Below are 18,141 nucleotides of genomic sequence, written 5' to 3'. Positions count from 1 at the left end.
GTATCTTCGCAGCTGAAATTTTAGTGTTTTATGAAGGGATCTATATGTGTATTTAGTTACATTCCAGTGCGAAGCGAAGCTTCTGAACGTTCAGAATTGGTAACGCAAATCTTATTTGGAGAAACTTATCAGGTAACAGAAAAAACGGATAAGTGGGCTAAGATAAAAATGGACTTTGATGGTTACGAGGGATGGATTGACTCAAACTTAGTTTTTGAAGTTGCTCAAACTCAATATGAATTATGGAAAGATGCGGATGCTTGGATGGTTCCTGTTCCTTACATTAAAATTGTTCAAGATGGATCCAGCGCTCCTATTACCATTCCTGCTGGAAGTAGAATTGTATTTAACGGACATGATCGCAATAGTTTTGCCATAGGTAAAAATGATTATTTCATATCAGGTCAGCTTCCGGCTGCTAAAGAAATAGGAATTAGAGAAGTTGCAACATCTTTACTACATACTCCATATTTATGGGGTGGCCGTTCTTTTTTTGGTATTGATTGTTCAGGCTTATCTCAAATAGTTTATAAAATTAATGGCCTAAAATTACCTCGCGATGCATCGCAACAAGTTAACTTTGGAGAAACAGTTGAATTTGTTGAAGAAGCCACTGTGGGTGATCTTGCTTTTTTTGATAATGAAGAAGGGAAAGTAATACATGTAGGAATCTGCATTGGTGGAGGTCAAATCATTCATGCAAATGGCGAAGTTAGAATTGATCAGCTTGACCATCAAGGTATTTTCAAACGCGATAAAAACACCTACTCACATAAGCTAAGAGTGATCAAACGAATTTTATAAATGGCCTTTACCTACGATTTTCCTAGAGCATCACTTACTGTTGATTCCATAATCCTATGTGCAAAAAATGAACCTAGCGTTCTACTAATTAAACGCAAAAATGAACCTTACAAAGATTCTTGGGCATTCCCTGGTGGTTTTTTAGACATGGATGAAACACTTGTTACTGCAGCCCACAGGGAGTTGAAAGAGGAAACTGGGATAATTTGTGAGGAACTAACCCAGTTTGGTATATACGACTCTATTGATAGAGATCCTCGTGGGAGGACCATATCTGTGGTTTACTACACGTTTGTAGAAGAAGAATTAAAAGCCATTGCACAGGATGATGCAATAGATGTACAATGGTTTAAAATTAATAAGCTACCTAAGTTGGCTTTTGATCATGATAAAATCATTTCGGATATAAAGAAATCTATTTTAAAATAGAATCTTCAAGCAAATCAATAGCTTCAGGACCTTTGTTAAATATTAGGTCAATCACACTTAAATTTGGGATAAATTCATAACGATCAGAGAAAACCTGTCGGTATTTTATAGGCTTAAAGTTTAAATCTAGTTGACTATAGTCTTTTTTAGGATGGATAATCTCTCTATAATCCATAATATCATCAGCCAATACTCTATCAAATTTCTCAGTAAATTTTAAGTCTTTATTGATATCTAAAGCATCTAATACTACTTGCATTAGCTCATTATTAAAATCTAATAAGAACTTATACTGTTTCTCATAAAAGATTGCGAATTCATCCATATAATATTCAAAAAATGGAGATGATTTATAGGCCGATAATATTGACCTCCAATGCAGATCTTGCCATCGCTCGTAATAGGCAATTTCAACATCTTTGGATACCACCTTTGGCCTTCGCCCCTTTATAACCGGGACAATTAACGAAATAGGACCATTAGCACCTAAAATATCACATCGGTTTCTGTAGGTTTGTTTCGCATAGTTGCAATGCGCTTCAATAATTGGTTCATCGGTATTAACCCAATGTGACAAAAACTGAACTGGAGGTAGGTAACTTGAGGTAAATATGCTTTGCATAAATATTTAAACTAAATAATTGTAATCTAAGAACGGTTATTTACCATCTGCAGAATCTATATTTTCATCTTCTGCTATAGATATATCCTTAACACTTTCGTTCTTATTCTTTTTATTTCTTCGGGCCAACGAAGAGTATATTGCTCCGATTAAAACGCCACTTATAAACGTAATAATTAGCAATACGGCTAATGATATTTCTGATGTTACAGTAAAGAAATGAAACTCAACGGTTGATGCATTTTGAACAGAAAACATAACGATCAACACTGCAAGAACTATTAATACCCAGAATGACTTCTTCATATAATTAAGTTTTGATGTAATAACTTTTAAAATTTAAGCTAAGTTACTCAAGATTTTTAAAAAAGCGATGCAATCTAAAGTATCCTGAACTTCTATTAGAATGATCTACTGAAGCAATTGTAAAATTTGTTTTGCCTACTATATGATTCTCTGGTAAAAAACCCCAATACCTGCTATCAAAAGAATGTGAACGATTATCACCTTGAACCCAATAGTAATTCATTTTAAAAGTATAGCTTTTCTGAATTTCGCCATTGATGTATATAACCCCGTTTACTACTTCCACTTCATTTTGCTCATAGGTTTCTATAACCCGTCGATAAATAGCTATTGTGCTATTATTAACTTCAATACTACTTCCCTTTTGGGGGATATAAATAGGGCCTAAAAAATCTTTATTCCAAAGAAGATGCTTATCAAATGGGTAAATAAAGGGCTCGGGATAATTTTTAGAATTTATATCTGGTTTTAGCCAGGTAATAGAATCCTTATAGAGCTCGTAATCTTTTTGAAATATTTCCCATTTGAATCCTTCTGAAGAATATAAGGTATTGTAAGGTTTTATCAGTTTATTATTAATGGCTTCCTTATTGTCAATAATTTGATACCTACCGATTGAAGAATCTGGGTATTCTACCATAGTGTTATTGGCATAAAATAAACCTTCAATAATACTAATAGAATCGCCTGGCATTCCTAATACCCGACTTACAATAAGTGGTCGTTCTTCTATTGAATAATATCGCTTTGTATCAAAACTATTACTATTATTCTCTGATAGATTCAAGCGATATAAACGCTTTAAATAATGATAACTTTCGTTTGGTTTATCAATTAACAGCGTATCCCCTTCAGGGAAATTAAACACAATAATATCTTTTCTTGAAATGTTATCTAACCCTCTGGTGCGCTTGTATTCACTAATATTATTTGGACTAAGTCTTTTACCTGGAACTAGTTTATTGATCAACAAAACATCGCCTGACTTTATTGTCCCTTGCATCGAAGAGGTTTGAAAACTATAACTCTGAATAAAATTATCTGTAACGAAGAAAATAATCCAAACACCAATTAGTAGAGAAAGACCCCACTCCGCCCATTTAACTCGTTTATCTAATTTTGTTTTCAGAAAGTTGTGAATCCGATTATAATATGGACTATTATTTACGGTATCTCCAATAAATAATATGAGTATGAAGGGTTGCAAGCTCCTAGTCCAGACTCCAACCCAGAATAATAAAATACTCGTAATTAGTTTAAGTATATTCTTATTGCTCATACTCTTAAATACTAAAACAGGGATTAATCAAAAATGAATATCCCTGTTTTCTACAATATATTATTTAATTGCTATTCGTTAGCAACCCATTTAAAAAATCTATCAAACCTAATTTTCCCTCCAAAGATTGATTTGTCTTTGTTTAATGAAAGCCAAACTAACAATGGTTTTCCTACAACATGATCTTCCGGTACAAATCCCCAATAACGCGAATCGGCTGATTGGTGGCGATTATCACCTAACATGAAATAATAATCCATTTTAAAAGTATAGCTTGTTGCAAGCTCACCATTAATGTAAATATCGTTATTTTTCACTTCCAAGGTATTACCCTCGTAGGCAGTAATAATTCTATCATAAAGAACTAAGTTCTTCATATTAATATCAACTGTAGCACCTTTCTCAGGTATGTATAAAGGACCAAAGTTATCTCTGCTCCAAACATAATCAGTACTATATGGCCAAGTTTGCGGCATAGATGTAGAATCAGACACTTCCTCATCCATCATAATTTGTTTAATGAAAGGGAACGACTTCATTTGTGCCGCCTTCTCTTCAGTTAATGGAAGTCTATAAGTTGGACCAAAGCCCATTCCACTTGCATCCTCGGCTGAAATCTCCATTTTATCTAAGAACTTATCATTAAACTTGGTGCCATCAGTTCTAATGTTATACCAATGTTGTAAGCCTTTCGGATTAACCACTGCCTCGCCATTAATATAGATTTGATTATGTTTTACCTCGAATGTTTCACCCGCAATGGCAACACAGCGCTTTACGTAATTATCGCGTCTATCTACAGGACGATATACTACCTCGCCAAAAGTACCCTCGTTTTGATTAACGTAGGCTTTTCCTAATGCTCGTAATTGCTCGTTATATTTCCACTGATTATCTGGTGAAATACCTTTTAAATAAGCCGGATTATCTCTAGCAATACTCAAACCAAGGTTACGAGTAGTAATGTAGAAATCAGGATTTGTAACTAGCGTAGGTACAGTATCTCCCGTAGGAAAATTAAATACTACAATATCATCCCTCTTAACTTTACCAAAACCTGCTAATCTTCGATATTCCCATTTAGGCCATTCTAAATACGATTTGGTATTAATTACAGGCACAGTATTTTGTAAAAGCGGAAACGACAATGGCGTTTGCGGTATACGCGGGCCATAACTTACTTTACTAACAAATAAGTGGTCTCCAACTAAAAGAGTCTTCTCCAACGAAGATGTTGGAATCTTATAGTTTTGAAACAAAAATAAGTTAATAAAGTAAACAGCAACTAAAGCGAAAACCAAGGCATCAACCCACTCAACCCAAGCTTTTGGTTTACTACCGTCTTTAGGATTCTTCCAATAATCCCAGGGTACCTTCTTTGATATGTAGATGTCGAAAACTACAAATACACCTGGTAGTAACCAATAATTACCAACCCAAATTACCCAAAGAATATATACAATTAATGCAATAGCAAATTTAATCCATTTTGCTAAGGGAATGTTTTTAAACATATTAGATTAAGTTTAGTTTTAAAATTTTAAAAGATCGCTCATTCCTAGGTAACCTTTGTTTTTAGCAGCATATTCTGCAGCTAATACAGCACCTAAGGCAAAACCTTTTCTTGATTTGGCACTGTGATGAATAATGATTTCATCAACATCTGAATCATATTTCACTGTATGTATTCCAGGCACTTCATCTCTACGATAGGCCTCAATATGTAACTGACCATCTTTAGCATCTACTCCTTCAACCCATTCATTTTTTGAATCAAGGTTCTCTATAATACCTTCGGCAATGGTTATGGCTGTTCCACTTGGAGAATCTAATTTATGAATATGGTGTGTTTCATCCATAGTTACATCATAACCATCTACACCATTCATTAATTGTGCTAGTTTTTTATTAATCTCAAAAAATACGTTTACTCCAACACTAAAATTTGAGGCATAAAAAAAGGTTTGTCCTTTATTTTCACAATAATCTTTTATCTCTTCAATTTTATCTAGCCATCCTGTTGTTCCTGAAACCACAGGCATATTACGTTCAAAACAATTGATAAAATTTCCATATGCAGCATCAGGAATAGTAAATTCTATGGCAACGTCAGCTTTTTTAAAACCTTCTCCATCAAAAGTATCCTGACTATTCATGTCAATCTTACTAGAAATTGTATGACCTCTTTCAAGAGCAATCTTTTCAATTTCCTTACCCATTTTACCATATCCAATAAGTGCGATATTCATTGTAATATATTTTGAATTATTTGTTAATTACGAACTATTGTTTCCAAAAAAACAAATATAACAAACTCAATTTATTCATCGTTCTAATGCGCATAAAAACATAAATATTAACTTTTATTCTGATTTTCTATTTATTAGATGATTCACTCCTATAAATAATTTAGAATTATTCTTACTTGTATTTATTGTATCTTAATAACCAAGATACTACAAAAGCAGATTAATATTACAGCTTGCTTATTAGTTAGTTATAAAATTATCTAATTTGTGATTTAGTAGTAATTGATTTAATTTAGGCAATTAGTTACCTAAACTATTATTGTTTTTAAATAAATAATACTTATCCTAATTAAGGAATTATGAATAAACGACTTATTGACTTCATTAAACCTCCCGAAAATTGGATCTTTCCAGTAATTCTTGTTATCGGTATTTTTGTTGGGCTTTTTATATACGTATTTTATGTTTCAAGAGCTCACTCCTACTTATCTGATGACCCTAAAACATGCGTAAATTGTCATATTATGGCTCCTCAATATGCTACTTGGACACATAGTTCGCACAGGGAGGTTGCTGCTTGTAATGATTGCCACGTGCCTCATAATAATGTTTTTAACAAGTATTATTTTAAAGCGAAGGATGGATTACGACATGCTACTATATTTACAATGCGCGCTGAACCTCAGGTGATATTCATTAAGGATGAAGGTAAACATGTGGTTCAGAATAATTGCGTTAGATGTCACGAAGGCTTAATTAAAGACGACAAGTTATTATCAAAAATGCCAAATGTACACTCCAATATTAATGATAGACTTTGTTGGGAGTGCCATAGAGAAACGCCGCATGGTAGAGTGAATAGTCTTTCTAGTACACCTAATGCGAGAGTTCCCGTACCTGAAAGCCCCCTACCTCAATGGATAAAAGATTTAAAAAAAAATAACAAATAGCACAACTTAATAAAATAAACTCAAGCATATGAAATCTATTAGTGAACAAATGAAAGAGAAACCCTGGCTAGGCTGGGTACTGTTTTTTGCAACTGTTGTGGTTGTGTTTTTATTAGGATTATTAGCCTCATCAGTAACAGAAAGAAGAGCTGAAGCTGTTTTTGCCTATACTCCGCAAGTAAAATACTCGAGCACTGAACCAAGAAACGAAATTTGGGGACAGAATTTCCCGCATCAATATCAATCGTATATAAAAACTAAAGATACTTTGTATGCAAGTAAATACAATGGCTCTGCGATGATAGACATGCTTGATGTAGACCCAAGACTAGTTGTTCTTTGGGCTGGATATGGTTTTTCTAAAGATTACAACCAAGGAAGAGGACATATGCATGCTGTTGAAGATATACAGAATACATTACGTACTGGCGCTCCAATGGAAGGGAAAAAAAGTCCGATGCCAAATACATGTTGGACATGTAAAAGCCCCGATGTTCCGCGCTTGATGGAAGAAATGGGACCTGAAGAGTTTTATAAAGGAACTTGGGAACAAAAAGGTGCTGAGGTTATGAATAATATTGGTTGTGCTGATTGTCATGATTCTAAAACCATGAATTTAAAAATTACACGACCTGCACTTGTTGAAGCATTTGAATCAATGGGTAAAGATATTAATGAGGCTTCGCACCAAGAGATGCGCTCATTGGTTTGTGCACAATGCCACGTTGAGTATTATTTTGATAAAAAGAAGAAACCAGGATCGCCGTATTTAACTTTCCCATGGCAAAATGGAATGACTGTTGAAGGTGCCGAGAAGTATTATGATGACATTGAATTCTCAGATTGGACACATAGTATGAGTAAAGCGCCAATGTTAAAAGCACAACATCCAGGTTACGAAGTTCACATGACTGGTATACATGCCGAACGTGGTGTTTCTTGTGCCGATTGTCATATGCCATATAAAAGCGAAGGTGGTATAAAATATACTGATCACCATATTCAAAGTCCACTTAATAATGTTGCCAACTCGTGTCAGGTATGTCACCGTCAGGAAACAGATCAATTAATTGCAGATGTATATCAGCGACAAGATAGAATTATTGAAAATCGCGATAAGCTAGAGGAATTAATTGTACGCGCCCACGTTGAAGCTAAATTAGCTTGGGACCTTGGTGCTACAGATAAACAAATGAAAGATATACTAATGGATATTCGTCACTCGCAATGGCGTTGGGATTATGCAGCAGCAAGTCATGGTGGTTCTTTCCACTCTCCTGTTGAGATTAGTAGAGTAATTGGCACTGGAATTACAATTGCTCAAGAAGGAAGAATAAAACTAAGTCGCTTATTATCTGAATTAGGACATAATGAAGCAGTTCCTTATCCTGATATCAGCACTAAAGCAAAAGCTCAAAAGTATATTGGTTTAGATGTTGATCAACTTCAATCAGAGAAAGACGAATTCTTAAAAACCGTAATTCCTCAATGGGAAGAAGAAGCTAATGCTAGAGAAGCTAAATATGATGTTTCGATGAATTAATTTAGGTTAGATAATTTACCTCTTTAGAGCTTGCAGTTATACTGTGAGCTCTTTTCATTTTATGCTGCCATGTAATATTCCGAAATACATTAAAATTAATTTGCCATTACAACACTGCGTAGCCATTTTGAACATGCCAAATACACCAAACAAACTTGCGCGGCCCAACTTGAACGTTACAAATACACCAAACAAACCTGCGGGACCAATATCGAACGTACCTAATGCACTTAACAAGCCTTGTAAATACCAAAACGAACGTTCGATATATACCTTACAAGTCTGCGAGATGCAAAGTGAACGTGCCAAATACAACAAACAAGTGTTGCGAAGTCCAAACCGAACGTTCAAAAGGGCAGAACAACATTGTTAAGGACTTCCTTGAAGATATGAAACACTAAAACAAACAAGGACTACAGCTTGCACCATAGTCCTTGTATATATTTATATGCTAGTAGGTACCTTACCCCACCACTACATTAATAATCTTTTTAGGAACGATAATCATTTTACGTATCGATTTTCCTTCTAACCACTTTTGAGCTGACTCGTGGGTTTTAACCGCCTCTTCAATTTGCTCTTTGCTGGCATCAACAGGCATTTCTAATTTAAAACGCATTTTTCCATTAAACGAAACAGGGTAGCTAAAATTAGCTTCCACTAAGTGCGATGGTTCAAATACTGGCCATGCAGCATCGCAAACGCTAGTTGAATGACCTAATGTACTCCAAAGCTCTTCGCTAATATGTGGTGCAAAAGGCGCCAATAAAGTAGTTAAGCCTTCTAGTATTTCTCGCTTATTACATTTTTGCTCAGTAAGCTCGTTTACACAAATCATAAAGGCACTCACACAAGTATTAAACGAGAAGTGACCAATATCGTCAGAAATCTTCTTAATGGTTTTGTGTAAAGTCTTCAACTCATCCTTAGTAGCCTTTTCGTCAGAGATATTTACATTTCCTTCGGCATCAAAGAATAAACGCCAAGCTTTACGTAAAAACTTATGCACACCATCAATACCATTTGTATTCCAAGGCTTACTTTGTTCCAATGGCCCTAAGAACATCTCGTATAAACGAAGCGTATCTGCACCGTAATCTTCAACTATATCATCAGGATTAACCACGTTAAACATCGATTTCGACATTTTTTCAACGGCCCAACCACAAATATATTTGTCGTCCTCTTCTAAAACGAACTCAGCATCTTTATACTCAGGATTCCAATTACGGAATTTCTCAGTATCCAACACATCGTTATGTACAATATTAACATCCACATGAAGTGCTGTTGTTTCATACTCATCTTTTAAATTAAGCGACACAAACTTGTTGGTTCCGTTAATTCGATATACAAAGTTAGAACGACCTTGAATCATACCTTGGTTAATCAACTTTTTGTATGGCTCATCCTTAATTACATTTCCAGTATCGAATAAAAACTTATTCCAGAAACGCGAATAAATTAAGTGACCTGTAGCATGCTCGGTACCACCAATGTATAAATCCACATCTTGCCAATACTCGTTGGCCTCTTTACCCACTAATGCCGTATCGTTTTTCGGGTCCATGTAACGTAAGTAATACGCCGACGAACCTGCAAAACCAGGCATTGTATTTAACTCTAATGGATAAGCATCTTTATACACCCAATTTTTAGCACGACCTAACGGAGGCTCACCATCTTCGGTAGGTAAAAACTTATCCACCTCAGGTAATTGCATTGGTAAATCGGCAGCATCAACCATTTGTGGCATTCCATCCTTGTAATAAACCGGGAATGGCTCACCCCAATAGCGTTGACGGCTGAATATGGCATCGCGCAAGCGATAGTTTATTTTTACATCGCCAACACCTTGCTCTTTAATATGTGTTTTTGTTTTGGCAATGGCCTCAGGAACTGATAATCCGTTTAGGAAATCAGAATTAACCATTGTACCTGCTTTTGAATCTTTCGAATCGTCCCAAGTGGCCGTATCTGTTGCTTCTTCGCCTTCAGGAATAACCACCTGAACAATTGGTAAATTAAACTGACGTGCAAATTTAAAGTCGCGTGTGTCGTGACCTGGAACCGCCATTACAGCACCTGTTCCGTAACCAGCCAATACATAATCGCCCACCCAAATAGGAATCTCTTCGCCATTTAATGGATTAATCGCATACGAACCCGAAAATACACCAGTTACTTTATCCACCTCGGCCTGACGCTCACGCTCTGTTCGCTTGGCAGTAGCTTTAATGTAAGCATCAACCGCATCCTTTTGCTCAGGCGTAGTTAATTGCGAAGTTAAATCGCTTTCCGGAGCCAATACCATAAAGGTAACCCCAAAAACCGTATCGGCACGTGTGGTAAAAATATCCATCACAACATCCGAATCCTTCACCTTAAACTTCATCTCGGCACCTTCACTTTTGCCAATCCAGTTACGCTGCATTTCCTTTAACGAATCGGTCCAATCCACATCGTTTAAGCCTTGCAATAGGCGCTCCGAATAAGCAGAAACACGCAATAACCACTGGCGCATTAATTTTTGCTCCACCGGGTGACCACCACGCTCCGATAAACCATCCTTCACCTCATCGTTCGCTAACACAGTACCTAAAGCCGGACACCAATTTACCATTGTATCGGCCAAATAAGCCAAGCGGTAGTTTAACAATACCTCTTGTTGTTCCTTGTCCGATTTTGCTTTCCACTCATCGGCAGTAAAGCTCAATGCTTCGGTTTCCGATGCATCAATATTTTGTGTTCCGTTGGCTTCAAATTCTTTAATTAAAGAATCAATGCTTTCGGCCTTTTGCGTTTTATTGTTGTAGTAGTGGTTAAACATTTCGGTAAATGCCCACTGTGTCCACTTATAATAATCGGGCTCACAAGTTCTAATCTCACGATCCCAATCGTAACAGAAACCAATTTTATCTAACTGCTCGCGGTATCTGTTTAAGTTTTTCTCGGTAGTAATGGCTGGGTGCTGCCCCGTTTGAATCGCAAATTGCTCTGCTGGCAAACCATAGGCATCGTAACCCATTGGGTGCAATACATTAAAACCATTTAGGCGTTTAAAACGGCTGTATATGTCAGAAGCAATATAACCCAGTGGGTGACCAACATGCAGTCCGGCACCCGATGGATATGGAAACATATCGAGCACATAATATTTCGGACGGTTGTTGTCAATCTCAACTTTGTAGGTTTTATTATCTACCCACTGCTTCTGCCATTTTTTTTCAATGGCTTTAAAATTGTAATCCATATTTATTGTATATCAAAGAATTCTGTAGATAAAACACCGCTTAAACCTGCGGTATTCTGCGCTGCGAAATTATAAAAAATCTTTTACAATTGCTTGTAGTACCCTTAGGTAAAAAAACATGATTTTATTGGGCAGTTAAACCCAAAATATGTACTAAATATTTTGTTACGCATTTAAACTACTTCAAAATAAATACTTATATAAATTCCCCATAGCGATGCTATGCCTCTTTTATATAAGTGCTTATTTTATTGCATTTTAAATGCTCACTAAAAATATTTAATACACAATTTGGGTTAACAGGCTATTCACTATAGCAAAAGCTATGGCTTGTTCTTTTTTTATAGTCGGTGTGGGGGCTTCCTGCGGTCGCCGCCACCCTCCTTAAAAAACTAAACACCCAAAGCTTTTACTGCCGTTGCTATCCTTACTGCAGGTTGGGCTGTTCTCTATTCTGGTTGCTATCACGAATGATCATTCTGTGATAGAGTTAAGGTGTTTATTTTTAGCACATTGTATTTGGTGTAAAAAAAGACGTGTCTTTTTTTTAAAAACACACGTCTTTTTTCAAAAATCACAGGTATTTTTCACAAAAATGTAGTGTGTTTTTTGTCATTAATACCTTACATTTATTTGAATATGCTTTTATTCTCTCGTTTCTGTATAATTGAAAAGTTTCACGGATTACGCTACGCTAAATCCGCGAGGTAGAGATGTGGTATGACTTTTTAAGATATGATTGGTTTATGATACTTTTCTGTTATTTTTGAATGAACAAAATAAGTATACAGAACTCATTAACTCAATACATGATAATAAAACAGAAACCTCTAACACTTAATGGTAAAATACAAGACATTATTTTTGATGCAAAAGGGATTTACAATCACATAAATAAGACTGTATTGTTTTTTACAATGGTTTCAATCACTATTGTTTTTATTATTGATTTCTGGTTAATCAACATTGAGGAATGTTGGCAATATGGTTATGAATTTGGAAAAATTTTTAGAGATATTTGCTTTTCTTTTATAACAGGTTTCTTCTTTTATTTAATAGTCGTAGTACTAAAGGAATATAAAGATAAAGATAAGCTTAGAAGCGTATGGAGAGAATATCATACACGAATATGTGAAGAAGAAAGTAATTATAAAAATATATTACGCCGGTTCAGTAAAAGAAATAGCAAAGGTGACGCAGATTGGACCCTCGAAAATATTACAGAAATATGTGATGTTTATAGAACACATTTAAGTAATAATCGCGAAAGTAAAATTACATGGATCGATTTTTCAATTAAGCATAGATATAATACTTTAAGGTATATAGAAGGATTTAGGAAAAGTATTATTTATCCTGAAGCTGAATTGATATCAATATTAGCAGAAATTGAAACTTGCGACTTATTCTATCTGTTAGGGAATAATCATAATAGTAATTTTAGTATTATACTAACATATTTGCCAAATGAGGGAGACTTAATTCTGAGTTATTTCGCCGCGGTTGAAAAACTTAATAATTATATGAGAAAAGGGAAAAACTAAAGTTCAATAAATTTTAGAAGTAATATTCTAAGCAGGATGCACCTTGTCATGGCGAGGCAGGCAGCCATCTCAAGGCATTTGTAAATTATGGTTTTGTAATTACATAATATATGCTATTGCTTTGTGTGTAATATGGCTTAATCAATATTGGTAATACTTTCTTCCACCTTTGTAAACATTCCGTAAAGTCTGCTAACAACTTCATCCTATCTGGCAAGCATTTTTTTCGACTTCGTAGACATTTTTACCTTAAATAAGCTTGTATTAAAAGTTAGCAATAGTGGTTTGAAGTATATTAAGCGTTAATGTGCGGGCTGGATAGTAGTGGCAGCCCTTTTTAACAGGGGCTTTGTGCAGCTTAGCTGGCGTATGCGACCTTAGGAGCACACGCACTGCTTAGCTAAACAAGCCAATGTTAGAAAGGCTATAACGAATAGCCAGATTACTCCGCCCAAATAACATATATATGATTTAACTTAGGTTTTTAGTGTTTTTTAACGGAGCGTGATGATAGGATAGTGCTTCAAAAGTTTACATTTGCCGCCCATAAGAGTAAACCTCATGAAAAACTTCTATTACATTTTTGTTGTTGCAACGGCTTTTCTGCTATTAGGGAAAGTGTGCGGTGTGACATCGTATTTAAATACGGATGTAGAAGAGGGATATGTGGGTACACTAACGTTTATTGATTCGGAAACGAGTGTAGAGAACGACAAAGGCTTTGTGCTAACGGGGCTAGTTTACGATGCGCTTCTATCGGATTTATCGGCATGCCTTACGCATACCAATCAGGGTATGCAATATCATTTTGAACATATTGAGGTATATACCTTCTGCGGGTATATTCTTTTTGAGGCCGATAGTTCGCCTCCTATTGTCTAACAACATGGGCAAGTTTTGGCTTGCTGCACATTCTTCAGATTTTTATTATTAAATAATGCAATGCACTGTTGTACGGTGGGTTGTTATATACTTCATTTTTCCTAAATCATTTTTGTAATGTTTTTATTAATGCTTGTTGTATTCGTACTAGGTTACGGATTCATCGTGTTTGAACACGTAAATCATATTAACAAAGCGGCTATTGCTTTATTTATTGGCTCGGTGTGCTGGGCTATTTTATCGTTGAGTGGTGAATCGATTTTAGGCTTGGGCTTTAGCTCGGCCTGGAATAACTTTATGGCAGAGGGCGGTAGTTTTGCGGAGATGACGCATTTTATTACGCATGATCAGTTGATGCATCATTTATCGGAGATATCATCGATTATTTTCTTTTTGATTGGGGCAATGACTATTGTGGAGCTGGTGGATAAATACCAAGGTTTTAAGGTAATTACCAGTAAAATTACCAATAGTAATGCTACAAAGCTACTTTGGATTATTAGTATTCTTACCTTTTTTATGTCGGCTGTGTTGGATAACCTCACCACTACAATTGTGATATTAACTGTGTTAAGAAAGTTATTAACACAAAAAGATAATAGATGGATTTTTGCGAGTATGGTGGTGGTATCGGCCAATGCGGGTGGTGCATGGTCGCCTATTGGTGATGTGACTACCATTATGCTTTGGATTGGAAGCCAAGTTACAGCTGCACATATTATAAGCTCGGTAATTTTGCCAAGTATAGTAAATATGTTAGTGAGTACTTTCTTGTTTTCTCTGCTTACCAAAGGAAAAACCATTCGTCCGGTACTAGATACCAACGAAACCGATGAATTTACCACACAGAAGGAACGGGTTTTCATGCTTTCGGTTGGTGTAGCCGCATTGTTATCGGTGCCAATATTTAAAACAGTAACGCACTTGCCTCCTTTCTTAGGTATGTTATTTGGCCTGTCTATTATGTGGATAATGACCGATAGGTATCTTAAAAACAGAAGCGATGAAGATAAACGTAAGCTTACGGTTATGGCGGCTATTAAGGCCATTGATATACCTACTGTTCTTTTCTTTTTGGGGATATTGAGTGCTGTGGCTGCTTTACAAACTGCGGGTCATTTAGATGTTATGGCACAGTGGCTTGATGATGAGGTGAAAAATATTTATGCCATTAATTTAATTGTGGGTGTTGTATCGTCTATTGTTGATAACGTGCCTTTGGTGGCGGCATCAATGGGGATGTATCATATTGCGGCGGCAGATGCTACAGGTTATATGGCCAACTTTATTCAGGATGGTAACTTCTGGTCGTTTTTGGCTTATTGTGCCGGTACGGGCGGTAGTATTCTAATTATTGGATCGGCAGCTGGTGTGGCAGCAATGGGTATTGAGAAAATTGATTTTATGTGGTACCTAAAAAAGGCGAGTTGGATTGCTTTTGTGGGTTACATTGCCGGAGCCCTTACTTTCTATTTACAAGTACTTTTATTTTAATTATTGAGCAATGAATAAGAAGGCCATTATTCATATACTAGGACTAATTTTGGTTTTTGAAAGTGCGTTTATGTTATTGTGCATTATAGTATCGATACTATATAACGAGCACGACATACGCGCTTTTGCTTATTCCTTTATCATTACATTTTTTACTGGCGGAATATGCTGGTTATGTACTCGCGATTTTGAAAGTGGTAAAATGAAGCGCGAGAGCTTTATTATTGTAACGCTTGTGTGGGTGGTTATGTCTTTATTTGGGAGCTTGCCCTACGTTTTTAGCGGCACAATACCATCTTTTACCAATGCATTTTTCGAAACCATATCGGGATTTACCACCACAGGTGCTTCTGTTGTAAGCGATATTGAGGCTTTGCCACATTGCATTTTGTTTTGGCGAAGTATTACGCACTTGATTGGGGGAATGGGAATTATTGTATTGGCCATTGCTATATTGCCTTACTTTGGTTTTGGCGGCATGCAGTTATTTAGTGCCGAATCGGCAGGTGTGGTAAATGATAAGCTACACCCGCAAATTCAGAAAACAGCGAGCAGCTTATGGCGGATTTACATGTTATTGATCGTATTAGAAACGGTGTTTTTAATGCTTGGCAATATGCCCCTTTTTGATGCACTCTGCCATAGTTTTGGCACATTGGCTTCAGGTGGTTTTTCTACCAAAAACGATTCCATTGCCAGCTATTCACCCTATATACAATATGTGATAATTGTGTTCATGTTTTTTGCGGGTACCAACTTTGCACTATTCTACTTTATTTGGAAGAGGAAATGGTATAAGTTTAAACGAAACCGAGAGTTCAGAATTTACGGAGGTATTGTTCTGCTTGTTTCTGTTTGTGTATCGCTTGCGCTGATGTTTGTTGAACACTATGATATTGAGGAGGCTTTTAGAGCAGGAACATTTCAGGTGGTGAGTATATTAACCAGCACCGGTTTTGCCACTGCCGATTATGGCGCATGGCATCCTTACCTAACCTTTGTGATGTTTCTGCTCATGTTTGGTGGTGCATGCGTAGGAAGCACATCGGGCGGTGTAAAAATATTCCGACATATTATACTAATAAAAAGTATACGTACTGAGTTTAAACGGATGACGCATGCTTCGGCAGTTATTCCCATAAAAATTAACTCACGCTCGGTATCGCCCGAAGTAGTTTATAAGGTACTGGCATTTTTAGTGCTCTATATTATAATATTCGCCGTAGGTTCTTTGGCCATAACCATTACTGGTTTAGATATTGAGTCGTCGATGGGTGCTGTTGCCACATCGATGGGTGGTATTGGTCCTGGTCTTGGCGTTGTAGGGCCAGCTAATAATTTTTCGGGTATACCCGATGCGGCAAAATGGATACTATCTTTCTTGATGTTATTAGGAAGGTTAGAGTTATTTTCTGTTCTGATTATTTTTTCGCCTCACTTTTGGCGGGGATAAAAAAAATAGGCGCCTCGAAAAACGAAGTGCCTATTCTATATAATATGTGTCAATATTATTATGCTTCTTGCATTGCTTTCATTGAGCGACGGTAAATATATTGATTGAATATATTACGCTTGGCAAAACGATTTAAGTTATCAGCATTTAAAAACTTATTGAAAATAACACGACTTACACCAAAGAACTCGTACGTTGTACCATCTAAAAAAGTAAGTGTCATCACCTGGCTTTTGTGTTTCCAATCGGTAATTGGCGACTCGGTAATTGTTTTTGTGTATTGCTCTTTGTTGGCTTCCATTGTTTCAGGAGCAATGCTCACTAAAAAGTCGTAACCATCAATAATTTGACGACTCATACTTTCAGCTTCAGCAGCCTTCTCGTCATCAGCCTGAAACTTATCAGGGTGCCATTGCTTTACCAAACTACGGTAAGTTAACTTTAGCTCCTTAAGATCAATCGCATTCTCAACCTTAAACAACTTCTTATATTCATTTATTCTTTTCATCAATCTACTTTTAACTCTGCTATTTTTAGCGGCCGCAAAAGTACGTTAAATATATACGCTAATCTAATTATTTATAAAGCATTAACATTAGCCTTAAAACCTGAACTGTATAATCTGCAATTATTCTTTATACTATAACGGGCCTTTCAGCGTTTATAAAATACCTCTTGCTTAAATAGTTTTTATACTTTTGAGGCCTAATTATTAAAACAGTAATTAATGAAAAACACAATAGTAATAGCAATAATATCCTTAATTGTTTTATCCTGTTCGGAAGACTCAACTCTGTTCGGAACAACCTATAACATTAGCTATAAAAATACTTCAGAGTTTACTGTTGAGATATTAAGCGATGATTTTGAAAATTTCTCACTTGCTCCTGACGAGGAGGTTGTGGTAGTTTGTGATACAAAACAACCTAGTATTGAAACTAAAAGCTATTCGAAAAACTTTTATATTTTCTATGTAGAAGAAGAACCTCAGGTATATAAAATATTTCAACAAGAATATAATTTAGACAATATCATTCAATATAAAATAACAAGAGAAAACCCAAGCCTAAGAGGTAAAGCACGAGTTATGTATACCGATTCTATTGGAGATACAATTGTACACAAAGATGTAGTACTACCCGCTACTTATAGCTTCGACGAATTTAAATCGGATACATTAATGCTAGAAGCCACCAATTTATTAGATATTGGTTCAGTATCTGTAGAAGTAAGTGTAAAAGGAGTTCAACGAATGTACCAAAGGGCTAACTTACCTGATACTATAGCTAAAGTGGAAACATTTATGTGGTAAGCAAATTAAAATAATAGAAAT

General features: G+C 35.9%; 16 protein-coding genes. 9 read left to right on the top strand and 7 right to left on the bottom strand.

Going from position 1 to position 18,141, the window contains the following annotated elements:
• Nucleotides 1-30 precede the first annotated feature (30 nt).
• Nucleotides 31-804, top strand: coding sequence for a C40 family peptidase (locus A8B35_RS04455; protein ID WP_075602183.1), 774 nt, complete (start codon nt 31-33; stop codon nt 802-804).
• Nucleotides 805-1,233: an NUDIX domain-containing protein gene (locus tag A8B35_RS04450; RefSeq protein ID WP_075602182.1), complete on the top strand. Its 429-nt coding sequence runs from the start codon at nt 805-807 to the stop codon at nt 1,231-1,233.
• Here A8B35_RS04450 and A8B35_RS04445 read toward each other — a convergent pair.
• From A8B35_RS04445 to dapB, 5 genes are all read right to left on the bottom strand, one after another.
• The gene (locus A8B35_RS04445; RefSeq protein WP_075602181.1) at nt 1,220-1,855 is read right to left on the bottom strand and encodes a WbqC family protein; all 636 of its coding nucleotides are present in this window, start codon (nt 1,853-1,855) and stop codon (nt 1,220-1,222) included. The two genes, A8B35_RS04450 and A8B35_RS04445, sit on opposite strands and share 14 nt — an antisense overlap.
• A 36-nt stretch (nt 1,856-1,891) precedes the next feature.
• Nucleotides 1,892-2,161 (bottom strand): LapA family protein, encoded by a 270-nt coding sequence (locus A8B35_RS04440; RefSeq protein WP_075602180.1) that lies wholly within the window; start codon nt 2,159-2,161, stop codon nt 1,892-1,894.
• Nucleotides 2,162-2,204: 43 nt separating this feature from the next.
• Nucleotides 2,205-3,440, bottom strand: coding sequence for a signal peptidase I (gene lepB, locus A8B35_RS04435; RefSeq protein ID WP_075602179.1), 1,236 nt, complete (start codon nt 3,438-3,440; stop codon nt 2,205-2,207).
• Between the two features lie 71 nt (nt 3,441-3,511).
• A complete protein-coding gene (locus A8B35_RS04430; protein WP_075602178.1) occupies nt 3,512-4,954 on the bottom strand; it encodes a S26 family signal peptidase in 1,443 nt (480 codons plus the stop codon).
• An 18-nt stretch (nt 4,955-4,972) separates the two neighbouring features.
• Nucleotides 4,973-5,689 carry a 4-hydroxy-tetrahydrodipicolinate reductase gene (dapB, locus tag A8B35_RS04425; RefSeq protein ID WP_075602177.1) on the bottom strand — a complete coding sequence of 239 codons (717 nt, stop codon included), beginning with the start codon at nt 5,687-5,689 and terminating at the stop codon, nt 4,973-4,975.
• A gap of 359 nt (nt 5,690-6,048) precedes the next feature.
• Here dapB and nrfH point away from each other — a divergent pair, with 359 nt between their 5' ends.
• Together nrfH and nrfA are read left to right on the top strand one after the other, a co-directional pair.
• Nucleotides 6,049-6,639 (top strand): cytochrome c nitrite reductase small subunit, encoded by a 591-nt coding sequence (gene nrfH, locus A8B35_RS04420; RefSeq protein ID WP_075602176.1) that lies wholly within the window; start codon nt 6,049-6,051, stop codon nt 6,637-6,639.
• 28 nt (nt 6,640-6,667) lie between these two features.
• Nucleotides 6,668-8,182 (top strand): ammonia-forming cytochrome c nitrite reductase, encoded by a 1,515-nt coding sequence (nrfA, locus tag A8B35_RS04415; protein WP_075602175.1) that lies wholly within the window; start codon nt 6,668-6,670, stop codon nt 8,180-8,182.
• 463 nt (nt 8,183-8,645) lie between these two features.
• Here the strand turns inward: nrfA and leuS are convergent, their stop codons facing one another.
• Entirely contained in the window at nt 8,646-11,435 is a 2,790-nt protein-coding gene (leuS, locus tag A8B35_RS04405; protein WP_075602173.1) for a leucine--tRNA ligase, read from the bottom strand.
• A gap of 770 nt (nt 11,436-12,205) precedes the next feature.
• Between leuS and A8B35_RS04400 the strand changes: the two genes are divergently transcribed.
• From A8B35_RS04400 to A8B35_RS04385, 4 genes are all read left to right on the top strand, one after another.
• Nucleotides 12,206-12,979 (top strand): hypothetical protein, encoded by a 774-nt coding sequence (locus A8B35_RS04400; protein WP_139314809.1) that lies wholly within the window; start codon nt 12,206-12,208, stop codon nt 12,977-12,979.
• Nucleotides 12,980-13,540: 561 nt separating this feature from the next.
• Nucleotides 13,541-13,861, top strand: coding sequence for a hypothetical protein (locus tag A8B35_RS04395; protein ID WP_075602171.1), 321 nt, complete (start codon nt 13,541-13,543; stop codon nt 13,859-13,861).
• Nucleotides 13,862-13,978: 117 nt separating this feature from the next.
• Nucleotides 13,979-15,355 carry a sodium:proton antiporter NhaD gene (nhaD, locus tag A8B35_RS04390; protein WP_075602170.1) on the top strand — a complete coding sequence of 459 codons (1,377 nt, stop codon included), beginning with the start codon at nt 13,979-13,981 and terminating at the stop codon, nt 15,353-15,355.
• A 10-nt stretch (nt 15,356-15,365) separates the two neighbouring features.
• Nucleotides 15,366-16,808 (top strand): TrkH family potassium uptake protein, encoded by a 1,443-nt coding sequence (locus tag A8B35_RS04385; protein WP_075602169.1) that lies wholly within the window; start codon nt 15,366-15,368, stop codon nt 16,806-16,808.
• A gap of 58 nt (nt 16,809-16,866) precedes the next feature.
• On the opposite strand, the gene A8B35_RS04380 is transcribed toward A8B35_RS04385, so the two are convergent.
• Nucleotides 16,867-17,316 carry a KTSC domain-containing protein gene (locus A8B35_RS04380; protein WP_075602168.1) on the bottom strand — a complete coding sequence of 150 codons (450 nt, stop codon included), beginning with the start codon at nt 17,314-17,316 and terminating at the stop codon, nt 16,867-16,869.
• Between the two features lie 219 nt (nt 17,317-17,535).
• Between A8B35_RS04380 and A8B35_RS04375 the strand changes: the two genes are divergently transcribed.
• Nucleotides 17,536-18,120, top strand: coding sequence for a hypothetical protein (locus A8B35_RS04375; protein ID WP_075602167.1), 585 nt, complete (start codon nt 17,536-17,538; stop codon nt 18,118-18,120).
• The last annotated feature ends 21 nt before the right edge of the window (nt 18,121-18,141 follow it).

This window comes from Saccharicrinis aurantiacus, assembly GCF_001660705.2.
Classification (GTDB): domain Bacteria; phylum Bacteroidota; class Bacteroidia; order Bacteroidales; family Marinilabiliaceae; genus Saccharicrinis; species Saccharicrinis aurantiacus.
This window is presented reverse-complemented; position numbering and strand designations above follow the sequence as displayed.